This window comes from Rhodobacter sp. 4.3.4 (genome assembly GCF_058724655.1).
The window spans coordinates 1098291-1119847 of record NZ_CM178967.1 but is presented as its reverse complement, the minus strand read 5'-3'; the positions used below and the strand labels follow the sequence as shown (position 1 = coordinate 1119847).

Below are 21557 nucleotides of genomic sequence, written 5' to 3'. Positions count from 1 at the left end.
TCGCGCTGAAAGGCACGGTCTGAGATGGCCCGGCGTTTCGGCGGCAAATACTCGCCCCGACCGATGCCGCCCGCCAGGGGCTTTCCCGGCATCGCCCCCGACCGGCTGCCCGAGACCGCGCCGCGCCACCCGCTGGCGGGCCGCCCCGCCTGGCTGGTCTTTGCCGCCTTCCCCTTTCTTTTCAATGCTTTCGGAGATGGCCCCGTGGCTCTGGTGCGCAGTCTTGGCGCCTTTGCCACAATCGGCCTTGCCGCCTTTCTGCTGCGCGAGGGGCTGAAGGCCGAAGCCGCCTTTGCGGCGCGCAAGACCGCCCGCCGCCCGGCCCTGCCGCGCAAGGCTCTGGGGGCGGTCCTGCTGGGGGCGGGGCTGGCCGCGGGGGCGCAGGCGCCGGAGCTTGGCCTGATCGGCACGGCTGTCGTGGCCGCGGTCGGCGTGGCGCTTGGCCTGATCGCCTTCGGGCTTGATCCGATGCAGGACAAGGGGATGGCGGGGGTCGACACGTTTCAGCAAGACCGCGTCGCCAAGGTGGTGGCCGAGGGCGAAAATCAGCTGACCGCCCTGCGCGCGGCAATCGCGCGGATCGACGACGCCCGGCTGACCGCCCGGACCGAGGCCTTTGCCAGTTCGGCACGCGGCCTTTTCCGCGCCGTCGAGGACGACCCGGCCGATCTGACCGCGGCGCGACGCTACATGACCGTCTATCTGCAGGGCGCCCGCGCAGCCGCGGAGACATGCGCCGATCTCTGGACCAGCCGCCGCGACGAAACCGCCCGGGCCGCCTTCGAATCGCTGCTCGATGATCTGGAGGCGAATTTCACCGCCCGCACCCGGGCGCTTCTGGACAACGACCGCGAGGGGCTCGGGATCGAAATCGAGGTGCTGCGCGACCGGCTGGCCCGCGACGGCGTGATCAGCGCCCCGCCAGACGCCCCCGACTCCCCCCGCTGAGCGGCAGCGTTTCCCACCGGAAAACGCGCCGTTCTTGCAAACCGTCTGTTTTCCCCGCCGTTTTCGCGGCTTGGCCACAAATTGGCCGCACCGGAGGGCGAGTCTGGGCACCTTGCGACACAGGTGTTCCATGGTCCAGACCGCCCCAAGGCCCCGCCCCCTTGCCGCCGCGCTCGGGTTGATGGCGCGATGTCCCCGCGTGCTGCTGGACCATTTGCAGGCGGCGACGGTGTGGCTGTCGATCCGCGCCGCGGCGTGGCGCCAAAAGCCCGGGCCACCGGCGCCGCTCGCCCCCGGCGGGCCTCTGGCCGCGGGCGACGATCTGGCCGAGGCGGTGAAGCTGCGGATGACCGCGGTACACCGGCAGCTGCGCCGCCTTGCGCCGGAACTGCTGCCGGTTTTCGCCGACTGCCGCGCTGCGCAGCTGCGCCTTCTGCGGGATCTGCGCCCCCGCCCCGCCGAGGACCGGCGCGCGGCCGAAACCGCCCTGCTTGACGCGCTGGCGCAGATCGAGGCGGCGACGCGCAAACTTTCGGTTGTCCTTCCCGGGACGACGAAGGAATATGCCCTTGGCAGCTACGCCGACACGCTCGAAAAAGTCACGGGCGAGACGCTGGATTGCCTGATTGCGCTGCGTGCCCGGACCAGGGGCGCTCCGCGCGGGGTGCAGATCGGGGGCGAGGTCGATCCGGCCTGACACCGCCCCAAGGGGGGGAACATGACCGAGACCGTCCGCGCCGAAGCCGCGAAGGCGCTTGCAGAGATTGAAACCGTGACCGCGACGCCTTTGGCCGCGCCCGCCCCGCCGCCGGCGCCGCTGGCCGAGGCGCCGCCCGCCGTGGCCGAGGCGATCCGCGCCCGCATGGCCGAGATCGACCTGCGCGACAGCGGCTCGATCACCCAGTTCGGCACAAGGGCGCAGCTGGAACTGCAGGCGATCTCGCAGGAGATGCTGGCCGATGTCCGCGCCAAGGATCTGGGCGCGGCGGGCGACAGCCTTTCGGCGCTGGTGACGACGATCCGCGGTTTCTCCGAGGAGGAACTGGATGTGCGCCGCGAACGCTCGCTCTGGGACCGGCTGACTGGCCGCGCCGCGCCGTTTGCGAAATTCGTCGCCCGCTATGAAGAGGTGCAGGGCCAGATCGACAGCATCACCGATGCGCTTCTGGGCCACGAACAGCGGCTTCTGATCGATATCAAGGCGCTCGACCGGCTTTATGAGAAGACCTTGAACTTCTACGACGAACTGGCGCTTTACATCGCCGCGGGCGAGGCGAAGATCGCCGAGACCGACCGCGCCGACATCCCCGCCCGGGAAGCCGCGCTGGCCGCCGCCCCCGAGGCCGACAAGATGCTGCGCGCCCAGGAGCTGCGCGATCTGCGCGCGGCGCGCGACGATCTGGAACGGCGCGTGCATGATCTGAAGCTGACGCGGCAGGTGACGATGCAGTCGCTGCCCTCGATCCGGCTGGTGCAGGAAAACGACAAGAGCCTGATCACCAAGATCAATTCGACGCTCGTCAACACCGTGCCGCTGTGGGAAACGCAGCTGGCGCAGGCGGTGACGATCCAACGCTCGGCCGATGCGGCGAAAGCGGTGAAACAGGCGGCCGATCTGACGAACGAATTGCTGGCGGCGAATGCGAAAACCCTGCGCGAGGCCAATGCGGCGGTGCGCACGGAAATGGAGCGCGGCGTGTTCGACATTGCAGCGATCCGCGGTGCCAATGCCGAGCTGATCGCCACGATCGAGGACAGTTTGCGCATCGCCGACGAGGGCAAGCGGCACCGCGCCGAGGCCGAGGCGGAGCTGGTCACGCTGGAAGCCACGCTGCGCGAGACGCTGGCTTCCGCCCGGGCCAAGCCGGTGCAGGGCAAGGAATGACGAAAGGTCAAAGGCTTGCGGCGCTTCTGGCGCTGACCACGGCGCTGTCGGGCTGCCTTTTTGAGACCGACAAGGGCGGGCTTGACCGCTCTCCGCGGCCCCCGCCCGCGCCGCCCGCGCCGGTTTCGGTCAGCCCGCGCAGTGCCGAAAGCCTGGCCGTCGAGACCTATTACCGTCAGGTCGAGGCGACACTGCGCAGCCGCGGGCTGATGCGCGTCGATGTCGCGCCGCGCGATGCGCCCTTTGCCACGCATCAGCTGATCGAGAATTTCATCCATATCGCGCTTTACGACGAATATGCGGCCTTCGGCGGCACCTATATCGCCCAGACCCGCGCCTCGCGGCTGCGGCGCTGGGAGGGTCCGGTGCGGATGTCGGTCAGTTTCGGCGATTCGGTGCCGTTGGCGCAGCGCGCCCATGACAAGGCGATGATCACCGCCTATGCGGGGCAGCTGGCCAGAGCCAGCGGGCACCCGGTTTCGGTGGCGGATGAGGCGGCGAATTTCGACGTGCTGGTGGTGAACGAGGACGAACGCCGCGCGCTCGGGCCGCGGCTGATGCAGATGGTGCCGGGCATCGACGCCGCCTCGGTCACCGCGATCACCAATCTCTCGCCCTCGACTTTCTGCGTCGTCTTCGCCTTTTCCAAGGGCGACGCCCCCGCCTACAACCACGCCGTCGCGGTGATCCGCGCCGAACATCCAGAGCTTCTGCGCCGCTCCTGCGTCCATGAGGAGCTGGCGCAAGGTCTTGGATTGGCGAATGATTATCCGCATGCGCGGCCCTCGGTCTTCAACGACGACGAGGAATTCGCGCTGCTGACCCGCCATGACGAACTGTTGCTGCGGATGCTTTATGACCCGCGCCTGCGCCCCGGCATGACCGAGGCCGAAGCGCGCCCGATCATCACCGACATCGCCACCGAACTGACCGGCGGCAGCTAGGGGGACCCCATGGGCATTCTCGATTTCCTGACCGGCGAATTCATCGACGTGATCCATTGGGTCGATGACACGCGCGACACCATGGTCTGGCGCTTTGAACGCGAGGGCCATGCGATCAAATACGGTGCGAAACTGACCGTGCGCGAGGGGCAGGCGGCGGTTTTCGTGCATGAAGGCCAGCTGGCCGATGTCTTCGGGCCGGGGCTTTATCAGCTTGAAACCAACAACATGCCGATCCTGACGACGCTGCAGCATTGGGATCACGGCTTCCGCTCGCCCTTCAAATCCGAGATCTATTTCCTCAACACCACCCGCTTCACCGATCTGAAATGGGGCACGAAGAACCCGGTGACCTGCCGCGACCCGGAATTCGGCCCGGTGCGGCTGCGCGCCTTTGGCACCTATGCGATGCGCATCGTCGATCCTGCTGTTTTCCTGCGGGAAATCGTCGGCACCGATGGCGAATTCACCGCCGACGAGATCAGTTTCCAGATCCGCAACGTGATCGTGCAGGAATTTTCCCGCGTCGTCGCGGGGGCGAAGATCCCGGTGCTCGACATGGCGGCGAACACCGCCGACATGGGCAAGCTGGTGGCGGGGGCGATCGATCCGGTGGTCGCGGCCTATGGCCTGTCGATCCCGGAATTCTACATCGAAAACATCAGCTTGCCCGAGGAAGTCGAGAAGGTTCTGGATCAGCGCACCTCGATGGGGATCGTCGGCGATCTGAACCGCTATATGCAATTCAACGCCGCGCAGGCGGTGGCGCAGCCGGGCAACCCGATGGGCGCGGCGATGGGCATGGGGATGGGCGCCGGAATGGGGATGGGCATGGCCGCCGGGCCCTGGGGGGCCGCGCCTGCCGCCGCCGCTGCGCCGCCCCCTCCGCCGCCGCCGCCCGTCGAACCGGTCTGGCATCTGGCGGCGAACGGGCAGACGACCGGCCCCTTTGGCCGCGCGCAGCTGGCTGCGATGATCACCGCGGGCGGGTTCACCCGCGCCAGCCTCGTCTGGGCGCCGGGTCAGGAGGGCTGGAAAGCCGCCGCTGACGTGCCGGATCTGGCCGCGCTTTTCGCCACCACCCCACCCCCGCCACCGCCCGGGGTGTAAGCCATGGCGCTGCCCAAGGTCTCGCGCGACAGAACCGAGCATCACACCCCCTGCGAGGCCTGCGGCGCCGATCTGCGCTTTGCGCCGGGTCAGGAGAAGCTGGTCTGCGATCATTGCGGCCATGACCAGGCGATCCCGCGCGCGCTGGGCCGGGGCCGCTCTGGGCTGGCGGAACTGCCGCTGGCGGCCGGTCTGGCGGCGCGTCTGCCCGCCGGGGCGATGCAGGACAACCGGACGCTGACCTGTTCGAATTGTGCCGCGCTGATCGAGATATCCGGGGCCAATTACGCGGGGCAATGTCCGTTTTGCGCGACCCCGGTGGTGCTGGACACCGGGCTGACGCGGCAGATCAAGCCGCAGGGTCTGGTGCCTTTCGCCCTGACCGAGGCGCAGGCGCATGCGGCGCTGAACAGCTGGCTGTCCGGGCTCTGGTTCGCGCCCTCGGGGCTGAGGCAATATGCCCGCAAGGGCCGCAAGATGACCGGCGTCTATGCGCCGTTCTGGACCTTCGACGCCGAGACCCGGTCGCGCTACACCGGCGCGCGGGGCGACGCCTATTACGAGACCGAAGAGGTTCAGGTCGAGGTGAATGGCCGCTGGGAAACCCGCAGCCAGCAGGTGCGGCGGGTCCACTGGACCCCGGTCGCGGGCCGCGTCGCGCGCGATTTCGACGATGTGGTGATCTATGCCTCGCGCTCGTTGCCGCCCGCCTACATGGCGGCGCTGCAGCCCTGGGATCTGTCGGCGCTGACGCCCTATCACCCTGATTACCTTTCCGGATTCGAGGCCGAGGGCTATACGGTCGCGCTGTCGGACGGCCACGATCAGGCCCGGACCGAGATGGCGCGGGTGATCGACATGGATGTGCGCCGCGACATCGGCGGCGACGAACAGCGCGTGGCCGCGATCGACACCGATTTCGCCCAGGAGACTTTCAAGCACATCCTGTTGCCGATCTGGACCGCCGCCTACCGATACCGCGACCGCTCCTATCGCTTCGTCGTCAACGCCCAGACCGGACAGGTGCGCGGCGACCGGCCCTGGTCGGCCTGGAAGATCGCCTTTGCGGTGGCCTTCGCGGCGATCGCCCTCGGCCTGGGCCTCTGGCTTTACAATGCGCGCTAAGACCGTTGCATTGCCCTTCGCGCCGCCTGGCGCTATGCCGCGCCAAACGGGAAGCGACCGATGATCCTGAGTTGTGGCGAAGCGCTGATCGACATGCTGCCGCGGCAAGACCCGGCGGGCGAGGCCTGTTTCGCGCCCCATGCGGGCGGCTCGGTGTTCAACACCGCGGTCGCGCTGGGCCGTCTGGGGGTGCAGGCCGGGTTCCTTTCGGGGATCTCGACCGATCTTTTCGGGGAGCTGCTGATCGACACACTGGCCGCCTCGGGCGTCGATGCGGGGCTTTCGATCCGCTCGGAAAGGCCGACGACGCTGGCCTTTGTGAAGCTTGTGGATGGTCACGCAAGCTACGCATTTTACGACGAAAATACCGCCGGACGGATGATCCTTCCCGCCGATTTCCCCGCCCTTCCGGCCTCGGTGCGGGCGCTTTTCTTCGGCGGCATCTCGCTGCCGGCCGAGCCCTGCGGCAGCACTTATGAAGCGCTGATGACGCGCGAGGCCGCAACCCGCGTCACCATGCTTGACCCGAACATCCGCCCCGGCTTCATCCGCGACGAAGCCGCCTGTCGCGCCCGGCTGACCCGGATGATCGCACGGGCCGATATCGTGAAACTCTCGGATGAAGACCTGCGCTGGCTGGAAGGCCCGGGCGAGATCGCGGCGCTGGCGGGCGGTCTTCTGGCGCGCGGGCCGAAGCTGGTCTTCGTCACCGCGGGCAGCACCGGGGCGCATGGTTTCAGCGCCGGGCTTTCCCTGTTCGAACCGGCGCAGCGGGTGACGGTGGCCGATACCGTCGGCGCGGGCGACACGTTCAACGCCGGCGTGCTGGCGGCGCTTGACCGGGCGGGCCAGCTGACGAAAACCGCCCTCGCCACCGCCGGGGCGGGGCTGATCGCTGACTGCCTGAAGCTGGGCACTGCCGCCGCCGCCATCACCGTCAGCCGCGCGGGCGCCAATCCACCCTGGGCAGAGGAGTTGCCATGAGAGCCCTGATCCAGCGCGTCAGCCGCGCAAAAGTCGACGTCGGGGAACGGGTGACCGGCGAGATTGGCCGGGGCCTGCTGATCCTTGTCTGCGCCATGCAGGGCGATACCGAAACCGAGGCGGCGAAGCTGGCCGCCCGGATCGCAAAGCTGCGCATCTTCAAGGACGAGGCCGGGAAGATGAACCGCTCGGTCAGCGATATCGGCGGCGCCTGTCTGGTGGTGAGCCAGTTCACCCTCGCTGCCGACACCGCGCGCGGCAACCGCCCGGGCTTTTCGACCGCCGCCCCGCCGGAGGCGGGCAAGCGGCTTTATGAGCAGTTCTCGGACCATCTGCGCGGGCTTGGCCTGAGCGTCGCGACCGGGGAATTCGGGGCGGACATGGCGGTCAGTCTGGTCAATGACGGGCCGGTGACGATCTGGATGGACAGTGCCGACCGCGCCTGACCGACCGGCAGAAATACGAAAGATTCTACGGATCATCTTGACATGCGGGGCCATCGCGCCCATCTGCTGGGCATCCCGCCCTCGCTGCCGCGTGAGCAGCCGCTTTCGACATGAAAGCACGACCGGGACAATTGGCCTCACATTCACGCGGGGGGGCCGGGTGCAACGCCTTGCACCGCCCGCCCGCCGCCGCCCCTGACCGGGGGCCTGACCCTTTGCGCGCTCCTGCGCCACGAAAGCGAACCTCTTGGAAACCTTTGAAAACCTCGGCCTTGCGCCGATGCTGCTGAAAAACCTGGCCGGTCTTGGCCTGACCAAACCGACACCGATCCAGGCGAAAGCCATCCCGCAGATCGTGCGCGGCCGCGACATTCTGGGCCTGGCCCAGACCGGGACCGGCAAGACCGCCGCCTTCGGCCTGCCGATGCTGACGCGCATCCTCGCCTATGGCAAACGCCCGGCGCCGAAAACCGTGCGGGCGCTGGTGCTGGCACCGACGCGGGAACTTGCGACGCAGATCCACGACAACCTCGCCGCCTATGCCGAGGGCGCCCCGGTGCGCATCCAGCGCGTCGTTGGCGGCGCCTCGCTGAACGTGCAGGCGGAAAAACTGTCGAAGGGCTGCGACGTGCTGATCGCCACGCCGGGCCGCCTGATCGACCTGATCGAACGCCGCGCGCTGGTGCTGAGCGAGACGAAATATCTGGTGCTCGACGAGGCCGACCAGATGCTCGACATCGGCTTCATCCATGCGCTGCGCCGCATCGCCAAGCTGATTCCGGCGGAGCGGCAGACGCTGCTGTTCTCGGCGACGATGCCGAAACTGATGGAGGAGCTGGCGGCCAGCTACCTCTCCGACCCGATCCGGGTCGAGGTTGCCACCCCCGGCAAGGCCGCCGAAAAGATCGATCAGGGCGTGCATTTCACCACCCAGGGCGAGAAGGCGGCCCTTCTGGCCGAATATATCTCGCGCCATCCGGGCGAATTGGCGGTGGTCTTCAACCGCACCAAGCATGGCTCGGACAAGTTGACCAAGCTTTTGGAAAAATGGGGTTTTTCGGTCACCGCCATCCATGGCAACAAAAGCCAGGGGCAACGCGAACGGGCGCTTTCGGCGTTCCGCGCCAGCGAGGTGCAGGTGCTGGTGGCAACCGATGTGGCGGCGCGCGGGCTTGATATTCCGCAGGTGGCGCATGTCTACAACTACGACCTGCCGAACGTGCCGGAGAATTACGTGCACCGCATCGGCCGCACCGCGCGGGCCGGGCGCGATGGCCGCGCCGTGGCCTTCTGCGGCCCGCTTGAAATGAGCGATCTGCGCGCGATCGAGGCGGCGATGGGCGCGAAGATCCCGGTCATCGGCGGCGAGCCCCATGCCGAGGGCGGCAGCCGGCCCGCGCCGGGGCGCAGCGGCCAGCCGAAGAAATCGCACCGCGGTCAGGGTCCGAAACCCGCCCGCGAGGGCGAGGCAAAACCGGCCCGCAAGCCCGATGCGAAACCGGCGGCGAAACGGGGCGCCCGCGCCGAGGGCCACGCCCCGACGGGCGGTCAGGCCGCGCCGAAGCGTCCGGCCCGGGCGCAACGCGGCCACTGAGATCCGGCGCGGGGGCCCTGCCCCCGCCTGCCCTCTTGCGCGGCCGACCCGGCTGACGCAGAAGGCGGCATGGCCAAGCTTTACTTCCATTACTCGACGATGAATGCCGGCAAGAGCACCGCGCTTTTGCAGGCTTCCTACAACTACATCGAACGCGGCATGCAGACCCTGCTGGTCACGGCGCGTCTGGATGACCGCGCCGGGCCGGGAAAGATCGGCAGCCGCATCGGCATCTCGGCCGCGGCAACCTGCTTCACCCCGGAAACCGACATGTTCGATTTGTGCAAGACTCGGCTGGTCTCGGGCCCCTGCGCCTGCGTTTTCATCGACGAATCACAATTCCTGACCGAGGCGCAGGTCTGGCAGCTGGCCCGCGTCGTGGACGATCTGGGGCTGCCGGTGATGTGCTACGGGCTGCGCGTCGATTTCCGCGGCCAGCTGTTCCCGGGCTCGGCGGCGCTGCTGGCGCTGGCCGACGAGATGCGCGAGGTCCGCACCATCTGCCATTGCGGCAAGAAGGCGACGATGGTGGTGCGGATGGGGCCGGATGGCCAGCCCCTGCACGAGGGCGCGCAGGTGCAGATCGGCGGCAACGAGACCTATGTCTCCCTGTGCCGCCGCCACTGGCGCGCGGCGATGGGCGAGGCTCCGCAGGCTTGAATTCCGCTGTGGCCGCCCAATATATTCCACAACGGGAATATGATGGAGGCCAAAATGGCGGACACGCTGCGACTGACCTGCCTTGCCTGCGGGCAGGCGAACAAGCTGCCGTCGGACCGGCTGGCGGCGGGGCCGAAATGCGGCATCTGCGGCGCGGCGCTGATCACCGGCAAGGTGGCCGAGATCGATCCGGCGATTCTGGCCCAGGCCGAGCGTGACGACCTGCCGCTACTGGTCGATTTCTGGGCACCCTGGTGCGGCCCCTGCCGACAGATGGCGCCACAGTTCCAATCCGCCGCGGCCACGCTGGCGGGCCAGGTGCGGCTGGCAAAAATTGACACCCAGGCCCATCCGGCGGCCGCGCAGCGCCACCGCATCCAGGGCATCCCCGCCTTCATCCTGTTTCGCAAGGGCCGCGAGCTGGCGCGCGCGGCGGGCGCCCGGCCCGCAAGCGAGCTTGTCGGCTTCGTCCGCGGCAAGCTGGGCGCCCGCGCCTGAGAACACGCGCCTGAGAAGATGAAAAAATTTGTGCAGGGAGGGGTTTGGGGCGCTTGACATTCCCCGCGCCGTGGGCGAAATAGCCCGCACACGGCGAGGGGCTGTAGCTCAGTTGGGAGAGCGCATCGTTCGCAATGATGAGGTCAGGGGTTCGATCCCCCTCAGCTCCACCAAGCCGTGACTTTCCACGAAAACAGAAGCAGTAGCAGACAGCTAACTGAAGTTTTTAGGGCCTTTCCGACACATCATCTGACCAGGTTTGGGGCCGACCGGCTCAGGTCCTGGCCGCCCGATTTCGGCGAGAAGCTGCGGCAATGGAACCGGAAGCGCCGCCAGCGGCAGCGCGAGGCTGAGAGGCGGCTAGGGTCGGCTGCCCGCGGCGGGCAGCATCTCGAGCGGGCGGGCGGGGCCGAAGCGGAAGCCCTGCCCCTCAAGGCAGCCCAGCCCGCGCAGATAGACCGCGGCCTTTTCGCTCTCCACCCCCTCGGCGACGGTCTCCAGGCCCAGCACCGCCGCCAGATCCAGAATCGCCCGCAGGATCGGGGCGTTGCGGTGATCGCCCGCCAGCCCCATCACGAAGGATTTGTCGAGCTTGATACGGTCGATCGGCAGATCGCGCAGATGCGAGAGCGAGGCAAAGCCGGTGCCGAAATCATCCAGCGCAATCCGCATCCCCTGCGCGCGCAGCCGCGCGAAGCCGCGCGCCAGCACCTCGGACCGCTGCCCGAGCAGCACGGTTTCGACCACCTCCAGCTCGATCAGCGCCGGCGAAAGCCCGCGCGCCTCGATCAGCGCCAGGATCTGTTCGGCGAAATCCATGCCCCGCAACGAGGCTTCGGAGAAATTGACCCCCACCCGCATCAGCCGCGCCGCATCCCGCTTCAGATCGGCCAGAACCGCATCGAGCACATTGCCATCGACAAGCCGCGCGCAATCGACATCGTCCAGCGCCGCCCCCCAGACTTCGGGGCCGCAGATCGTGCCATCGGCGGCGCGGATCCGCGCCAGCGCCTCGTAGCCGACGATACGGCGGCTGTCGAGCCGCACCTTGGGCTGATACCAGGCCAGGATCCGGCCCTCGCGCGCGGCCTCCTGCACGAAGGCGATGGCGGAGCGGCGCCCCTCGAACCGGGCGCGCAGCGGTCCGCGCAGGAAGGCGGCCGACCCCGGGCGGACCGTTTTCACCTCGGCCAGCGCCTGACGGGCACACCGCAGCAGCCCCTCGGCATCGGCGGCATCGGCGGGAAAGCTGGCCATGCCGATGCAGGCGGTCAGCACCGTCGCCGCCACGTCGAGCGGCTGCGCCAGCGCCGCCAGCACCGCCTGCGCCAGCCCTTCGGCCGCCGCATCGGCATCGGCCGCGGGCAACAGCAGGGCGAATTCGTCGCCGCCCAGCCGCGCCGCCAGCCCGGCCGCGCCGACAAGCCCCGCCAGCCGCACCGCCACCTCGCGCAAAGCCGCATCCGCCGTATCGGCGCCCAGAAGATCGTTCACCGCGTTGAAATCATCGATGTCGAGCAGCACCAGCGCGAAGGGTCCGCCGCCAAGCGCCCCCTGCAGTCGACGGTGGAACAGGCGGCGATTGGCAAGGCCGGTCAGCTCGTCGATATTGGCCGCCTGCCAAAGCCGCTGCTGGTCCTCCTGCATCCGGGTGATGTCGTGCAGCACCCCGGCGATGCGCGTCATCTGCCCGCCCAGCCATTCCGCCTCGGCCTGCAGCTGCACGCGGCGCAACACCCCCGCGGGCGTCGAAAGCACCGCCTCGTGCTCGACCGTGGCCTGCAGATGCGTGAGCTGCGCCAGATCGTCCCGGATCGCCGCCCGCACCTTGCCCGACACGAACCGCGCCAGCAGCTGCTCCAGCGTCAGCCCCGCCGCCGCGGGCAGGCCCAGCATCTCGAACACCCGGTCCGAGGCCTCGATCTCGCCGGTTTCGGGGTCCAGCGCAAAGGCGCCGACCCCGGCCATCCGTTCGATCTGCGCCAGCCAGCGCATGCGCAGCTGCGCCAGCACGCCCGCCCGCGCCTGGTCCTGATCACGCAGATGCGCCCGCGCCGCGTCGAAGAGCACAAAGCCGATGCGACCCGCATCGCGCGACAGCTGCGCGCTGAGCAGACAATGGCGCAGCCCGCCCCCCGCCGCATCGGGCAGGGGCAGCGTCACCCCGTCCAGATGGCCCTGCGCGCACAGCTTCGGCCACAGATCGGTCTTCCAGTAGATCTGCCCCGGCATCGCCAGCAGCTGCGGGAAGCGGCGCTGTCCGATCAGCGCCGATGCGGGCTGCCCGAGCCAGCGCAGCAGCGTCGCATTGGCGGCAAGGATCTGCCCGTCAAGATCGGTCAGCAGAAGCCCGCAGGGCAGCCAATCGGCCTCGGGTCCGAATCCATCCTGCGCAAGGGGCGGAACATCCGTCACCGCGTAGCCCCCCCGCCGCAGCGGAAGCCGACGCCTGCCGCGCCCGAATCGGCAAAAAGCAATTTCGGCATGCAAGAATGCGGCATGCGACAGTCCTCCGCGCGGGGGCGCGCGCGCGCGCAAATCCCGCCCCGTCCCCTCACTATAGCAGAGTTGCCACCAAAACCTTGATGCAGCCCCGGATTGTGCAAGACAGGACCGATCTTGCCCGGCCCCGCACCTGCCCCCTCTCTTGCCGCAGTTTCTTAAAATATCCTTGCCGCAGCCGGGGTCGGGACGCAGTGTTTCGCCCGCGCGGTGCGGCGCGCGGCGCCCTGCGGCGCAACACCCCGAATCCGGCACTGTCAGCGACAAAGGGCGCCCGAAGGCGCCCTTTCCCGCTTTGAGCCGCTTATTTCAGCGCTTCGTTGGTGATCTCGAGCGTATAGGCCCCCTCGGGCGCCTTGGTGATCACCGGGTCCGAGCCGCCGCCCATCAGCGTCGCCACGGTGCGCTCGTAATCGGCGACATCGAGCGCCCCGTTCGAGCCCGCCGTCAGCTTCGCCACCTCGCTCATCATCCGCTTCTGATGCGTCTCGGTCTGCGCCCCGGTCTCGTCGTTTTCCAAAACGATCATCGCGGCTTCATCCGGGTTCGCCTCGGCATATTTCCAGCCCTTCATCGCGGCGCGGACGAACTTGACCATCGTCGCCTTGAAGGCGGGATCGGCGAGCTTGTCCTCCATCACGTAAAGACCGTCTTCCAGCGTCGCGACGCCCTCGTCCTCATATTTGAAGGTCACCAGATCCTCGGGCTTGATGCCCGCATCGATCACCTGCCAATATTCGTTGTAGGTCATCGTCGAGATGCAGGCGGCCTGCTTTTGCAGCAGCGGATCGACGTTGAAGCCCTGTTTCAGCACCTCGACCCCATCGGCGCCGCCCGTCGTCGGAATGCCCAGCTTCGACATCCAGTTCAGGAACGGATATTCGTTGCCAAAGAACCAGACGCCCAGCGTCTTGCCCTTGAAATCGGCGGTGGTCGAAACGCCCGATTCCTTCAGACAGGTCAGCATCATGCCCGAATGCTTGAAGGGCTGCGCGATGTTGACAAGCTTCAGCCCCTTTTCGCGCGCGGCCAGCGCAGGCGGCATCCAGTCGACGATGACATCGGCGCCGCCCCCCGCGATCACCTGTTCAGGCGCGATATCGGGGCCGCCGGGCAGGATCGTGACATTCAGCCCCTCTTCCTCGAAATAGCCTTTTTCCGCAGCGACATAGTAGCCCGCGAATTGCGCCTGCGTCACCCATTTCAGCTGCAGCTTGACCTCTTCGGCCGAGGCGGCGCCCGCCATCAGCGCAAGGGCCGCCACCCCCAGCATCACCTTTTTCATCATCGTCTCTCCTGTTGCGTCCGGGACTTCTGCCCGGTTGGTTGAACTCATCTTCCCCGTTGCGACGGGTGCCAGAAGGTCGCCGCCTTCTCGATCATCGCGATCAGCCCGTAAAGGCCAGATCCCGCCAGCGCCGCCACCGCAATCTCGGCCCAGACCAGCGCCAGATCAAGCTGCCCGACCGAGGTGGAGATGCGAAACCCCATGCCGCGGGTGGGCGAGCCGAAGAATTCGGCAACGATCGCGCCGATCAGCGCCAGCGTGGTGGCGATCTTCAAGCCGTTGAAGAGGAAGGGCAAAGCGGCGGGCAGGCGCATCTTGATCAGGCTTTGCGTATAGCTGGCCGACCAGGTCGCCATCAGATCGCGGCTCAGCGCATCCGTGGCGGCTAGCCCCGCGACCATGTTCACCAGAACCGGAAAGAACACCATCACGACGACGACGGCGGCCTTCGACTGCCAGTCAAAGCCGAACCACATCACCAGAATCGGCGCGATGCCGACGATGGGCAGGGCGGCGACGAAATTGCCCACCGGCAGCAGGCCCCGCTGCAAGAAGGGCGAGCGGTCAACCGCAATCGCCACCACCACCGCCGCGCCGCAGCCGATCAGATAGCCCGAAAGCGCGCCCTTGAGGATCGTCTGCACGAAATCCCCCCAAAGCAGCGGCAAGTTGGCGGCAATCGCGGCGGCAATGTCGCTTGGCGCGGGCAGAATGACGGGGCTGACATTCAGCCCCCGCACCAACCCCTGCCACAGCACCAGCAGCGTGACACCAAACAGCGTCGCCACCAGCGCCCGCACCGGGCGCGACGTCGGATAGCGCTCCGCGAGAAAGAAGTTGAGCGCCATCGCGCAAGCCCAGAACAGGATCGCTCCCCAGCCGATCGCGCTCATCGCACCATCCCCATGCGTTTGAGAACCCGTCCCTCGATCAGCCCGACGATCAGCACCAGCCCCGCCGCCAGGATCGCGGCGGCAAAAAGCGCCGACCAGATCTGGATCGTCTGGCCGTAATAGCTGCCCGAAAGCAGCCGCGCGCCCAGGCCCTGCGAAGCGCCCGCGGGCAGTTCGGCCACGATCGTGCCCACAAGCGCCGCGGCCACGCCCACTTTCAGCGAGGCGAAAAGATAAGGCATCGAGGAGGGCAGCCGCAGCTTCCAGAACGTCTCCGCCCCGCTGGCATTATAGGTGCGCAACAGGTCCAGCTGCATGCCATCGGGCGCCCGCAGCCCCTTGACCATGCCCACCAGCACCGGGAAGAACGACAGGTAAGCGGCAATGATCGCCTTTGGAATCAAGCCCTTGATGCCAAGCGAGGCCAGCACGACAATGACCATCGGCGCAATCGCCAGGATCGGGATCGTCTGGCTGGCAATCGCCCAGGGCATCACGCTCATGTCCATGGCGCGCGAATGCACGATGCCGACCGCGAGCAGGATCCCCGCCGCCGTGCCGAGGCCAAAGCCCAGCATCGTCGCCGAAAAGGTGATCCAGGAATGCAGCACCAAGCTTTTCTTCGAGGTGATCTTCTGCCCGGTGAACCCGTCCCACAGCCCCTTGGCCACCTGATGCGGCGCGGGCAGGACGGGGCGTTCCTGCGCCATCGTATCGGCCAGCATCTGCGCCGTGGTCACCGTCATCCCGGCACGCGCGGCCTGATCATAGGTCCATTGCTTGTTCAGCATCACCGCCGCACCATACCACAGCGCGACAATGGCACTCAGCACCGTCAGGATCGGAAGGATCGACCTCATGCCTGCGCCCCCCCTTCATCTTGCCTCAAATATCCTCGGGGGGCGCGGGGGGCAGACAGCCCCCCGTCCGACAGAAGTCCCGATGCGCGGCGCTCAATCATAGGCATGCCCCGCGCGCAGCCCCTCGCGGACGCGATGGGCGATCTTCAGGAATTCCGCGCTGTCGCGGATATCCAGCGGCCGGTCCTTCGGCAGGGTGCTTTCGATCACATCGGTGATCCGCCCCGGACGGGGCGACATCACCACGATCTTCGTCGAGAGATACACCGCCTCGGGGATCGAGTGCGTCACGAAACCGATGGTCTTGCCGGTCCGCGCCCAAAGCTTCAAAAGCTCCTCGTTCAGCCGGTCGCGCACGATTTCATCGAGCGCGCCGAAGGGCTCGTCCATCAGCAGGATATCCGCATCAAACGCCAGCGCCCGGGCAATGCTGGCGCGCTGCTGCATCCCGCCCGAAAGCTGCCAGGGGAACTTTTTCGCGAATCCCTGCAGATCGACCAGCGAGAGCACTTTTTCAACACGGGCGTCCTGTTCGGCCTTGGTATAGCCCATGATTTCCAGCGGAAGTTTCACATTTCCCGCAATCGTGCGCCAGGGGTAAAGCCCCGCCGCCTGAAACACATAGCCATAGCTGCGGGCCTTGCGCGCCGCCTCGGGCGGGATCGAATTCACCGTCAGCGTGCCGCTGGTCGGATGTTCCAGCGCCGCGATGCAGCGCAGGAAGGTGGTCTTTCCGCAACCCGAGGGACCGATGAAGCTGACGAAATCGCCCCGCTCGATCGACAGGTTCACGTCTTTCAGCGCCTGAACCGGACCGTCATTCGTCTGAAAGACAAGGTTCAGATCCTTGGCAAATATCACGGGGGCTTTCACGTCTTCGGTCATCCTTGCTTACACGCCACTGGCCGGAATGCCCGCGCGCACCACCGGGCGGGGGGCGGTCAGGTCCTTCCAGGTGCTCAGCGCCTTGCTCACCGACCCGTTCGGGTCACGCGCCACGAACTGCCCGTGGCCCTCGCGGCTTTGCACCTTTCCGTCCGCAACCGCAACCATCCCGCGGCTGAGCGTGTAGCGCGGCAGGCCCTTCACCTCCTTGCCCTCGAAGACGTTGTAATCAATCGCAGATTGCTGGTAGCTGGCAGAGATCGTCTTTGTCGCTTCCGGGTCCCAGACCACCAGATCGGCGTCCGCCCCCACCAGAACCGCGCCCTTCTTCGGATACATGCCCATGATCTTGGCGATATTGGTCGAGGTCACGGCAACGAATTCGTTCATCGTGATCCGCCCCGTGTTCACCCCCGCCGACCAAAGCATCGGCAGCCGGTCCTCCAGACCCCCCGTCCCGTTCGGGATCTTGGTGAAATTGCCGACCCCGAACCGCTTCTGTTCCGTGGTAAAGGCGCAATGGTCGGTGGCAACGCAAGACAGCGTCCCCGAAGCAAGGCCCGCCCAAAGGCTGTCCTGATGGTGCTTCGCCCGGAACGGGGGCGACATCACGCGCCGCGCCGCATGGTCCCAGTCGGGGTGGAAATATTCGCTTTCATCCAGCGTCAGATGCTGAATGAGCGGCTCGCCCCAGACCCGCTTGCCCTGCATCCGCGCGCGGCGGATCGCTTCATGCGCCTCCTCGCAAGAGGTATGCACGACATAAAGCGGCACGCCGGCCATGTCGGCGATCATGATGGCGCGGTTCGTCGCCTCGCCCTCGACCTGAGAGGGGCGGGAATAGGCATGCGCCTCGGGGCCGGTATTGCCCTCGGCCAGCAGTTTCGCTGACATTTCCGCGACAATATCGCCGTTTTCCGCATGTACCATCGGGATCGCGCCGATCTCGGCGCAGCGCTTGAAACTGGCGAAAAGCTCGTCGTCATTCACCATCAAGGCGCCCTTGTAGGCGAGGAAATGCTTGAACGAGGTGATGCCGCGTTCAACGACTTTCGGCATCTCGTCAAAGACTTGCTGCCCCCACCAGGTCACCGCCATGTGGAAGGAATAGTCGCAATGCGCGCGCTTGGACTTGTTGTCCCATTGCTGCAGCGCATCCATCAGCCCCTGCCCCGGATTGGGCAGCGCGAAGTCGATCACCATCGTCGTGCCGCCCGCCAGCGCCGCACGGGTGCCAGAGTCGAAATCATCGCTCGAATAGGTGCCCATGAAGGGCATCTCCAGATGCGTATGCGGGTCGATCCCGCCCGGCATCACATAGCAGCCGGTGGCATCGAGCACGGTCTCGCCCACCAGCCCCTGCCCGATCGCGATGATCTGCCCGCCCTCGATCGCCACATCGGCCCTGTAGGTCAGATCGGCGGTGACGATGGTTCCGTTCCTGATGACTGTGGTCATGTGCACTCCCTGCAAGCGCGTGCTTTTATCTTGCCCTAAATATCTCGGGGGTCCGGGGGCAGAGCCCCCGGCGCGCGGTCAGTCTACGACGACGGCGGTTTCCAGAACCGCATGCAAAAGCACATCCGCCCCCGCCGCCGCCCATTCGGGCGAAATCTCCTCGGCCTCGTTATGCGAGAGCCCGTCAACGCAGGGGCACATCACCATCGTCGTCGGCGCGACTTTCGCCGTCCAGCAGGCGTCATGCCCCGCACCCGAAATGATGTCGCGATGCGCGTAGCCGAGCTTCCCGGCCGCGGCGCGGACGCGCCCCACCAGTTCGGGTGTGAAGGTGACCGGGTCGAAATGACCGACCGCCTCGATGGCGCAGCCGACTTTCAGATCGTCACAGATCAGTGCCGCGCGGCGCTCGATCTCGGCCCGCATCCCGTCCAGCTTCGCCTGATCGGGGCTGCGGATGTCGACGGTGAAAATCACCTTTCCGGGCAGGACGTTGCGCGAATTGGGGCTGAAGTTCACCTGCCCCACGCCCCCCACCGCATCGGGCTGGGCGGCCATCGCGACCTCCTGTACCATCTCGATGATCCGCGCCATCGCAAGGCCCGCATTGACCCGCATCCCCATGGGCGTCGAGCCGGTATGCGCCTCTTTCCCGGTCAGGGTGAATTCGAGCCACCACAGCCCCTGGCAATGCGTCACCACACCGATCGTCTTCTTCTCGGCCTCAAGGATCGGGCCCTGCTCGATATGCAGCTCGAAATAGGCATGCATCTTGCGCGCGCCCACTTCTTCGTCGCCGACCCAGCCGATCCGCGCCAGTTCTTCGCCGAAGCTCTTGCCCTCCGGATCCTTGCGCGCATAGGCGTAATCCAGGCTGTGAATGCCCGCAAAGACGCCCGAGGCGAGCATGGCCGGCGCAAACCGCGCGCCTTCCTCGTTCGTCCAGTTCGTCACCACGATCGGGTGTTTCGTGCGGATGCCGCGGTCGTTCATCGTGCGGATGACCTCAAGCCCGCCCAGAACCCCCAGAACGCCATCGTATTTCCCGCCGGTGGGCTGAGTATCCAGATGCGAGCCGATATAGACGGGCAGCGCCTGCGCGTCGGTGCCCTCGCGGCGCATGAACATGTTGCCCATCCGGTCAAGGCCCATCGTCAGCCCCGCCGCATCGCACCAGCTTTTGAACAGCGCCCGGCCCTCGGCATCGGCATCGGTCACGGTCTGGCGGTTGTTGCCCCCCGCGATCCCCGGCCCGACCTGCGCCATCTGCATGAGGCTGTCCCACAGGCGCGCGGAATTGATACGGAGGTTTTCTCCGGGTGATGGCATCTGGCTGTCTCCCTGTCGTCTGCGGGGCTTTGCCCTCTTGCGACTCGTTTTCTGACCGATTGGTCAGAGGAAACAGGCCACGCTTCCCCGCCCCGGTCAATGGGGAATGGGGGGCGGATGCGGGGCTGGGCGCCAGGGACACAAGCCATTGCCCGAATTTTGGGCGCGGCCAAGCGGCGGCTTGATCGACGGGCCCGATGCGGCTAGCCTTTGAGCACCCAGAAGGTGCCAAAGGCCCCGGGGGCGGCTGACAGGGACATCCCGCGGCGGCAACAAGAGCAGTCGAGAACGAGGCAGGCATGGAAGAGATGGAGAGCGGCCTTTGGCAGGCGCTTGAACGCAGCGCGGCCTTTTACGAGGGCGGCGCGGCCTTTGAACCGATCCAGCAGGAACGCATCAACCCGGTGGAATTGCGGCGCAAAATGGGTCTGACCCAGGCGCAGATGGCGCCGATGATGGGCATGAGCCTGTCGGGCTATCGCAAATGGGAACAGGGCCAGCGCGCGGTCAGCGGCCCGGCCGCCGTGCTCTTGCGGGTGATCGAGACCGCCCCCGAGGCGGTGAAACAGGCGCTGGCGTCGTAAGGCCGCGCAGGATTTCCTGAAACGCATCCATGACCGAGGCCATCGCCGAGGTCACGCGAAGCATTGATCCGATGACCGCCGAGGGCCCAAAGGCACTCGGCCAGCGCCCGCCCCGCCCTCGGCGGGCGCTTCTCGCCCGAAGGGCACAGGCGCTGGCCTCTGTCTCGCTTGGGGATACGGTCTTGGCACGAACCGTGGCGGCGCGGGCGGGGAAAGGCGGTGCCTTTCCTGATCCGCCCGAACCGAGGTCAGGTAACCCCCCTCACTTCCCGCCGGTGCTCGCCATCGGGTTGTTCGGATGCCCGGTCCAGTTCAGATAGGCGCCGACCGGCTTGCCCGTGCGCAGGTCCGGCTCGCCCTCGGAGAGCTCGCGCATGGTGATGCACTTCGTCGGGCAGACCTCGACACACAGGTTGCAGGCGACGCACTCTTCCTCTTTCACCGTCACCGTGCGATCCGCCGCCATCGCGATCGCCTGATGCGAGGTATCCTCGCAGACGAGGTGGCAGCGGCCGCATTTGATGCAATCCTCCTGCGCGATGCTGGCCTTGGTGGTGTAGTTCAGGTTCAGATACTGCCAGTCGGTCACTTTCGGCACGGCGCGGCCGACGATCTCGCGCGTCTCGCTCAGCCCCTTGCGGTCCATGTAGTCCGACAGGCCCGAGATCATCTCCTCGACGATCCTGAAGCCATAGGTCATCACCGCGGTGCAGACCTGCACATTCTGCGCGCCCAAGGCCATGAACTCGGCCGCGTCGCGCCAAGTGGTGACGCCGCCGATGCCCGAAATCGGCAGGCCGCGCGTGGCCGGGTTGCGGGCGATTTCCGCCACCATGTTCAGCGCGATGGGTTTCACCGCCGGGCCGCAATAGCCGCCATGGGTACCAAAGCCGTCGATGGTGGGTTCCGGCGCAAACAGGTCCAGATCGACCGAGGTGATCGAATTGATCGTGTTGATCAGGCTCACTGCATCGGCGCCGCCGCGTTTGGCGGCTTCCGCCGGTTTGCGGATGTCCGAGATATTGGGCGTCAGCTTGACGATGCAGGGCATGCGCGAATGTTGCTTCACCCAGCGCGTCACCATTTCGACGTATTCGGGCACCTGCCCCACCGCCGCGCCCATGCCGCGTTCGGCCATGCCATGCGGACAGCCGAAGTTCAGCTCGACCCCGTCGGCCTCGGTTTCCTCGACCCGGGCCAGGATCGCTTTCCAGCTGTCTTCGTCGCAGGGCACCATCAGCGACACGACAAGCGCCCGGTCCGGGTAGTCGCGTTTCACCGATTTGATCTCGCGCAGGTTCACCTCCAATGGCCGGTCGGTGATCAGCTCGATGTTGTTCAGCCCCAAAAGCGTGCCATCGGGCCCGTGAATCGCGCCATAGCGCGGGCCGGAGACGTTCACCACCGGCGGGCCGTCAAGACCCAAGGTCTTCCAGACGACACCGCCCCAACCGGCCTCAAAGGCGCGGCGCACGTTCACTTCCTTGTCGGTCGGCGGCGCCGAGGCGAGCCAGAACGGATTGGGGGATTTGATGCCAAGGAATGTCGAAGTCAGGTTCGCCAT

At 66.8% G+C, this 21557-nt stretch carries 20 protein-coding genes and 1 tRNA gene; 13 read left to right on the top strand and 8 right to left on the bottom strand.

Features of this window, described 5'->3' with window-relative positions; all coding sequences use genetic code 11:
* The first annotated feature begins 24 nt into the window (after positions 1–24).
* The 12 genes from AC4PTB_RS05380 (at position 25) to AC4PTB_RS05325 (ending at position 10367) form a co-directional block, all read left to right on the top strand.
* Complete coding sequence (locus tag AC4PTB_RS05380; protein ID WP_492192045.1) at positions 25–948, top strand: 5-bromo-4-chloroindolyl phosphate hydrolysis family protein; 924 nt, start codon at positions 25–27, stop codon at positions 946–948.
* Between the two features lie 199 nt (positions 949–1147).
* Entirely contained in the window at positions 1148–1645 is a 498-nt protein-coding gene (locus AC4PTB_RS05375; RefSeq protein WP_492192044.1) for a hypothetical protein, read from the top strand.
* Between the two features lie 21 nt (positions 1646–1666).
* Complete coding sequence (locus tag AC4PTB_RS05370) at positions 1667–2833, top strand: toxic anion resistance protein (protein WP_492192043.1); 1167 nt, start codon at positions 1667–1669, stop codon at positions 2831–2833.
* Entirely contained in the window at positions 2830–3777 is a 948-nt protein-coding gene (locus AC4PTB_RS05365) for a DUF2927 domain-containing protein (RefSeq protein WP_492192042.1), read from the top strand. The genes AC4PTB_RS05370 and AC4PTB_RS05365 overlap by 4 nt, the downstream gene beginning before the upstream one ends.
* A 9-nt stretch (positions 3778–3786) precedes the next feature.
* The gene (locus AC4PTB_RS05360) at positions 3787–4887 is read left to right on the top strand and encodes an SPFH domain-containing protein (RefSeq protein ID WP_492192041.1); all 1101 of its coding nucleotides are present in this window, start codon (positions 3787–3789) and stop codon (positions 4885–4887) included.
* A 3-nt stretch (positions 4888–4890) separates the two neighbouring features.
* Positions 4891–6012 carry a TFIIB-type zinc ribbon-containing protein gene (locus tag AC4PTB_RS05355; protein ID WP_492192040.1) on the top strand — a complete coding sequence of 374 codons (1122 nt, stop codon included), beginning with the start codon at positions 4891–4893 and terminating at the stop codon, positions 6010–6012.
* Positions 6013–6072: 60 nt separating this feature from the next.
* The gene (locus AC4PTB_RS05350) at positions 6073–6996 is read left to right on the top strand and encodes a carbohydrate kinase family protein (protein ID WP_492192039.1); all 924 of its coding nucleotides are present in this window, start codon (positions 6073–6075) and stop codon (positions 6994–6996) included.
* A complete protein-coding gene (gene dtd, locus AC4PTB_RS05345; protein ID WP_492192038.1) occupies positions 6993–7442 on the top strand; it encodes a D-aminoacyl-tRNA deacylase in 450 nt (149 codons plus the stop codon). The genes AC4PTB_RS05350 and dtd overlap by 4 nt, the downstream gene beginning before the upstream one ends.
* Before the next feature lie 247 nt (positions 7443–7689).
* Positions 7690–9036 (top strand): DEAD/DEAH box helicase, encoded by a 1347-nt coding sequence (locus AC4PTB_RS05340; RefSeq protein ID WP_492192037.1) that lies wholly within the window; start codon positions 7690–7692, stop codon positions 9034–9036.
* Positions 9037–9105: 69 nt separating this feature from the next.
* On the top strand, positions 9106–9696 hold the full coding sequence (locus AC4PTB_RS05335; protein WP_492192036.1) for a thymidine kinase: 591 nt from the start codon (positions 9106–9108) through the stop codon (positions 9694–9696).
* Between the two features lie 54 nt (positions 9697–9750).
* Positions 9751–10194, top strand: coding sequence for a thioredoxin TrxC (gene trxC / locus AC4PTB_RS05330; RefSeq protein ID WP_492192035.1), 444 nt, complete (start codon positions 9751–9753; stop codon positions 10192–10194).
* A gap of 97 nt (positions 10195–10291) precedes the next feature.
* Positions 10292–10367, top strand: a tRNA-Ala gene (locus tag AC4PTB_RS05325).
* 187 nt (positions 10368–10554) lie between these two features.
* On the opposite strand, the gene AC4PTB_RS05320 is transcribed toward AC4PTB_RS05325, so the two are convergent.
* The 7 genes from AC4PTB_RS05320 to AC4PTB_RS05290 form a co-directional block, all read right to left on the bottom strand.
* Positions 10555–12609, bottom strand: coding sequence for a putative bifunctional diguanylate cyclase/phosphodiesterase (locus AC4PTB_RS05320; protein ID WP_492192034.1), 2055 nt, complete (start codon positions 12607–12609; stop codon positions 10555–10557).
* Between the two features lie 391 nt (positions 12610–13000).
* Complete coding sequence (locus AC4PTB_RS05315) at positions 13001–13981, bottom strand: ABC transporter substrate-binding protein (protein WP_492192033.1); 981 nt, start codon at positions 13979–13981, stop codon at positions 13001–13003.
* 47 nt (positions 13982–14028) lie between these two features.
* Positions 14029–14877: an ABC transporter permease gene (locus AC4PTB_RS05310; RefSeq protein WP_492192032.1), complete on the bottom strand. Its 849-nt coding sequence runs from the start codon at positions 14875–14877 to the stop codon at positions 14029–14031.
* On the bottom strand, positions 14874–15737 hold the full coding sequence (locus AC4PTB_RS05305) for an ABC transporter permease (RefSeq protein WP_492192031.1): 864 nt from the start codon (positions 15735–15737) through the stop codon (positions 14874–14876). Before AC4PTB_RS05305 ends, AC4PTB_RS05310 begins: the two co-directional genes overlap by 4 nt.
* Positions 15738–15830: 93 nt before the next feature.
* The gene (locus AC4PTB_RS05300; protein WP_492192030.1) at positions 15831–16622 is read right to left on the bottom strand and encodes an ABC transporter ATP-binding protein; all 792 of its coding nucleotides are present in this window, start codon (positions 16620–16622) and stop codon (positions 15831–15833) included.
* 6 nt (positions 16623–16628) lie between these two features.
* Positions 16629–18080, bottom strand: coding sequence for a dihydropyrimidinase (gene hydA / locus AC4PTB_RS05295; protein WP_492192029.1), 1452 nt, complete (start codon positions 18078–18080; stop codon positions 16629–16631).
* Positions 18081–18158: 78 nt separating this feature from the next.
* Positions 18159–19409: a Zn-dependent hydrolase gene (locus AC4PTB_RS05290; protein WP_492192028.1), complete on the bottom strand. Its 1251-nt coding sequence runs from the start codon at positions 19407–19409 to the stop codon at positions 18159–18161.
* Positions 19410–19708: 299 nt separating this feature from the next.
* On the opposite strand from AC4PTB_RS05290, the gene AC4PTB_RS05285 reads away from it, so the two are divergent.
* Positions 19709–19993 (top strand): helix-turn-helix domain-containing protein, encoded by a 285-nt coding sequence (locus AC4PTB_RS05285; protein WP_492192027.1) that lies wholly within the window; start codon positions 19709–19711, stop codon positions 19991–19993.
* Positions 19994–20255: 262 nt separating this feature from the next.
* Here AC4PTB_RS05285 and preA read toward each other — a convergent pair whose 3' ends face one another.
* On the bottom strand, positions 20256–21557 hold the full coding sequence (preA, locus tag AC4PTB_RS05280; protein WP_492192026.1) for an NAD-dependent dihydropyrimidine dehydrogenase subunit PreA: 1302 nt from the start codon (positions 21555–21557) through the stop codon (positions 20256–20258).

What these genes read in the sequence shown, in the direction of transcription:
- AC4PTB_RS05380 (WP_492192045.1), top strand. Translation starts at nt 25, where the DNA reads ATGGCCCGGCGTTTCGGCGGCAAATACTCGCCCCGACCGATGCCGCCC.
- AC4PTB_RS05370 (WP_492192043.1), top strand. Translation starts at nt 1,667, where the DNA reads ATGACCGAGACCGTCCGCGCCGAAGCCGCGAAGGCGCTTGCAGAGATT.
- AC4PTB_RS05365 (WP_492192042.1), top strand. Translation starts at nt 2,830, where the DNA reads ATGACGAAAGGTCAAAGGCTTGCGGCGCTTCTGGCGCTGACCACGGCG.
- AC4PTB_RS05360 (WP_492192041.1), top strand. Translation starts at nt 3,787, where the DNA reads ATGGGCATTCTCGATTTCCTGACCGGCGAATTCATCGACGTGATCCAT.
- AC4PTB_RS05355 (WP_492192040.1), top strand. Translation starts at nt 4,891, where the DNA reads ATGGCGCTGCCCAAGGTCTCGCGCGACAGAACCGAGCATCACACCCCC.
- AC4PTB_RS05350 (WP_492192039.1), top strand. Translation starts at nt 6,073, where the DNA reads ATGATCCTGAGTTGTGGCGAAGCGCTGATCGACATGCTGCCGCGGCAA.
- dtd (WP_492192038.1), top strand. Translation starts at nt 6,993, where the DNA reads ATGAGAGCCCTGATCCAGCGCGTCAGCCGCGCAAAAGTCGACGTCGGG.
- AC4PTB_RS05335 (WP_492192036.1), top strand. Translation starts at nt 9,106, where the DNA reads ATGGCCAAGCTTTACTTCCATTACTCGACGATGAATGCCGGCAAGAGC.
- trxC (WP_492192035.1), top strand. Translation starts at nt 9,751, where the DNA reads ATGGCGGACACGCTGCGACTGACCTGCCTTGCCTGCGGGCAGGCGAAC.
- AC4PTB_RS05315 (WP_492192033.1), bottom strand. Translation starts at nt 13,981, where the DNA reads ATGAAAAAGGTGATGCTGGGGGTGGCGGCCCTTGCGCTGATGGCGGGC.
- AC4PTB_RS05310 (WP_492192032.1), bottom strand. Translation starts at nt 14,877, where the DNA reads ATGAGCGCGATCGGCTGGGGAGCGATCCTGTTCTGGGCTTGCGCGATG.
- AC4PTB_RS05305 (WP_492192031.1), bottom strand. Translation starts at nt 15,737, where the DNA reads ATGAGGTCGATCCTTCCGATCCTGACGGTGCTGAGTGCCATTGTCGCG.
- AC4PTB_RS05300 (WP_492192030.1), bottom strand. Translation starts at nt 16,622, where the DNA reads ATGACCGAAGACGTGAAAGCCCCCGTGATATTTGCCAAGGATCTGAAC.
- hydA (WP_492192029.1), bottom strand. Translation starts at nt 18,080, where the DNA reads ATGACCACAGTCATCAGGAACGGAACCATCGTCACCGCCGATCTGACC.
- AC4PTB_RS05290 (WP_492192028.1), bottom strand. Translation starts at nt 19,409, where the DNA reads ATGCCATCACCCGGAGAAAACCTCCGTATCAATTCCGCGCGCCTGTGG.
- AC4PTB_RS05285 (WP_492192027.1), top strand. Translation starts at nt 19,709, where the DNA reads ATGGAAGAGATGGAGAGCGGCCTTTGGCAGGCGCTTGAACGCAGCGCG.
- preA (WP_492192026.1), bottom strand. Translation starts at nt 21,557, where the DNA reads ATGGCGAACCTGACTTCGACATTCCTTGGCATCAAATCCCCCAATCCG.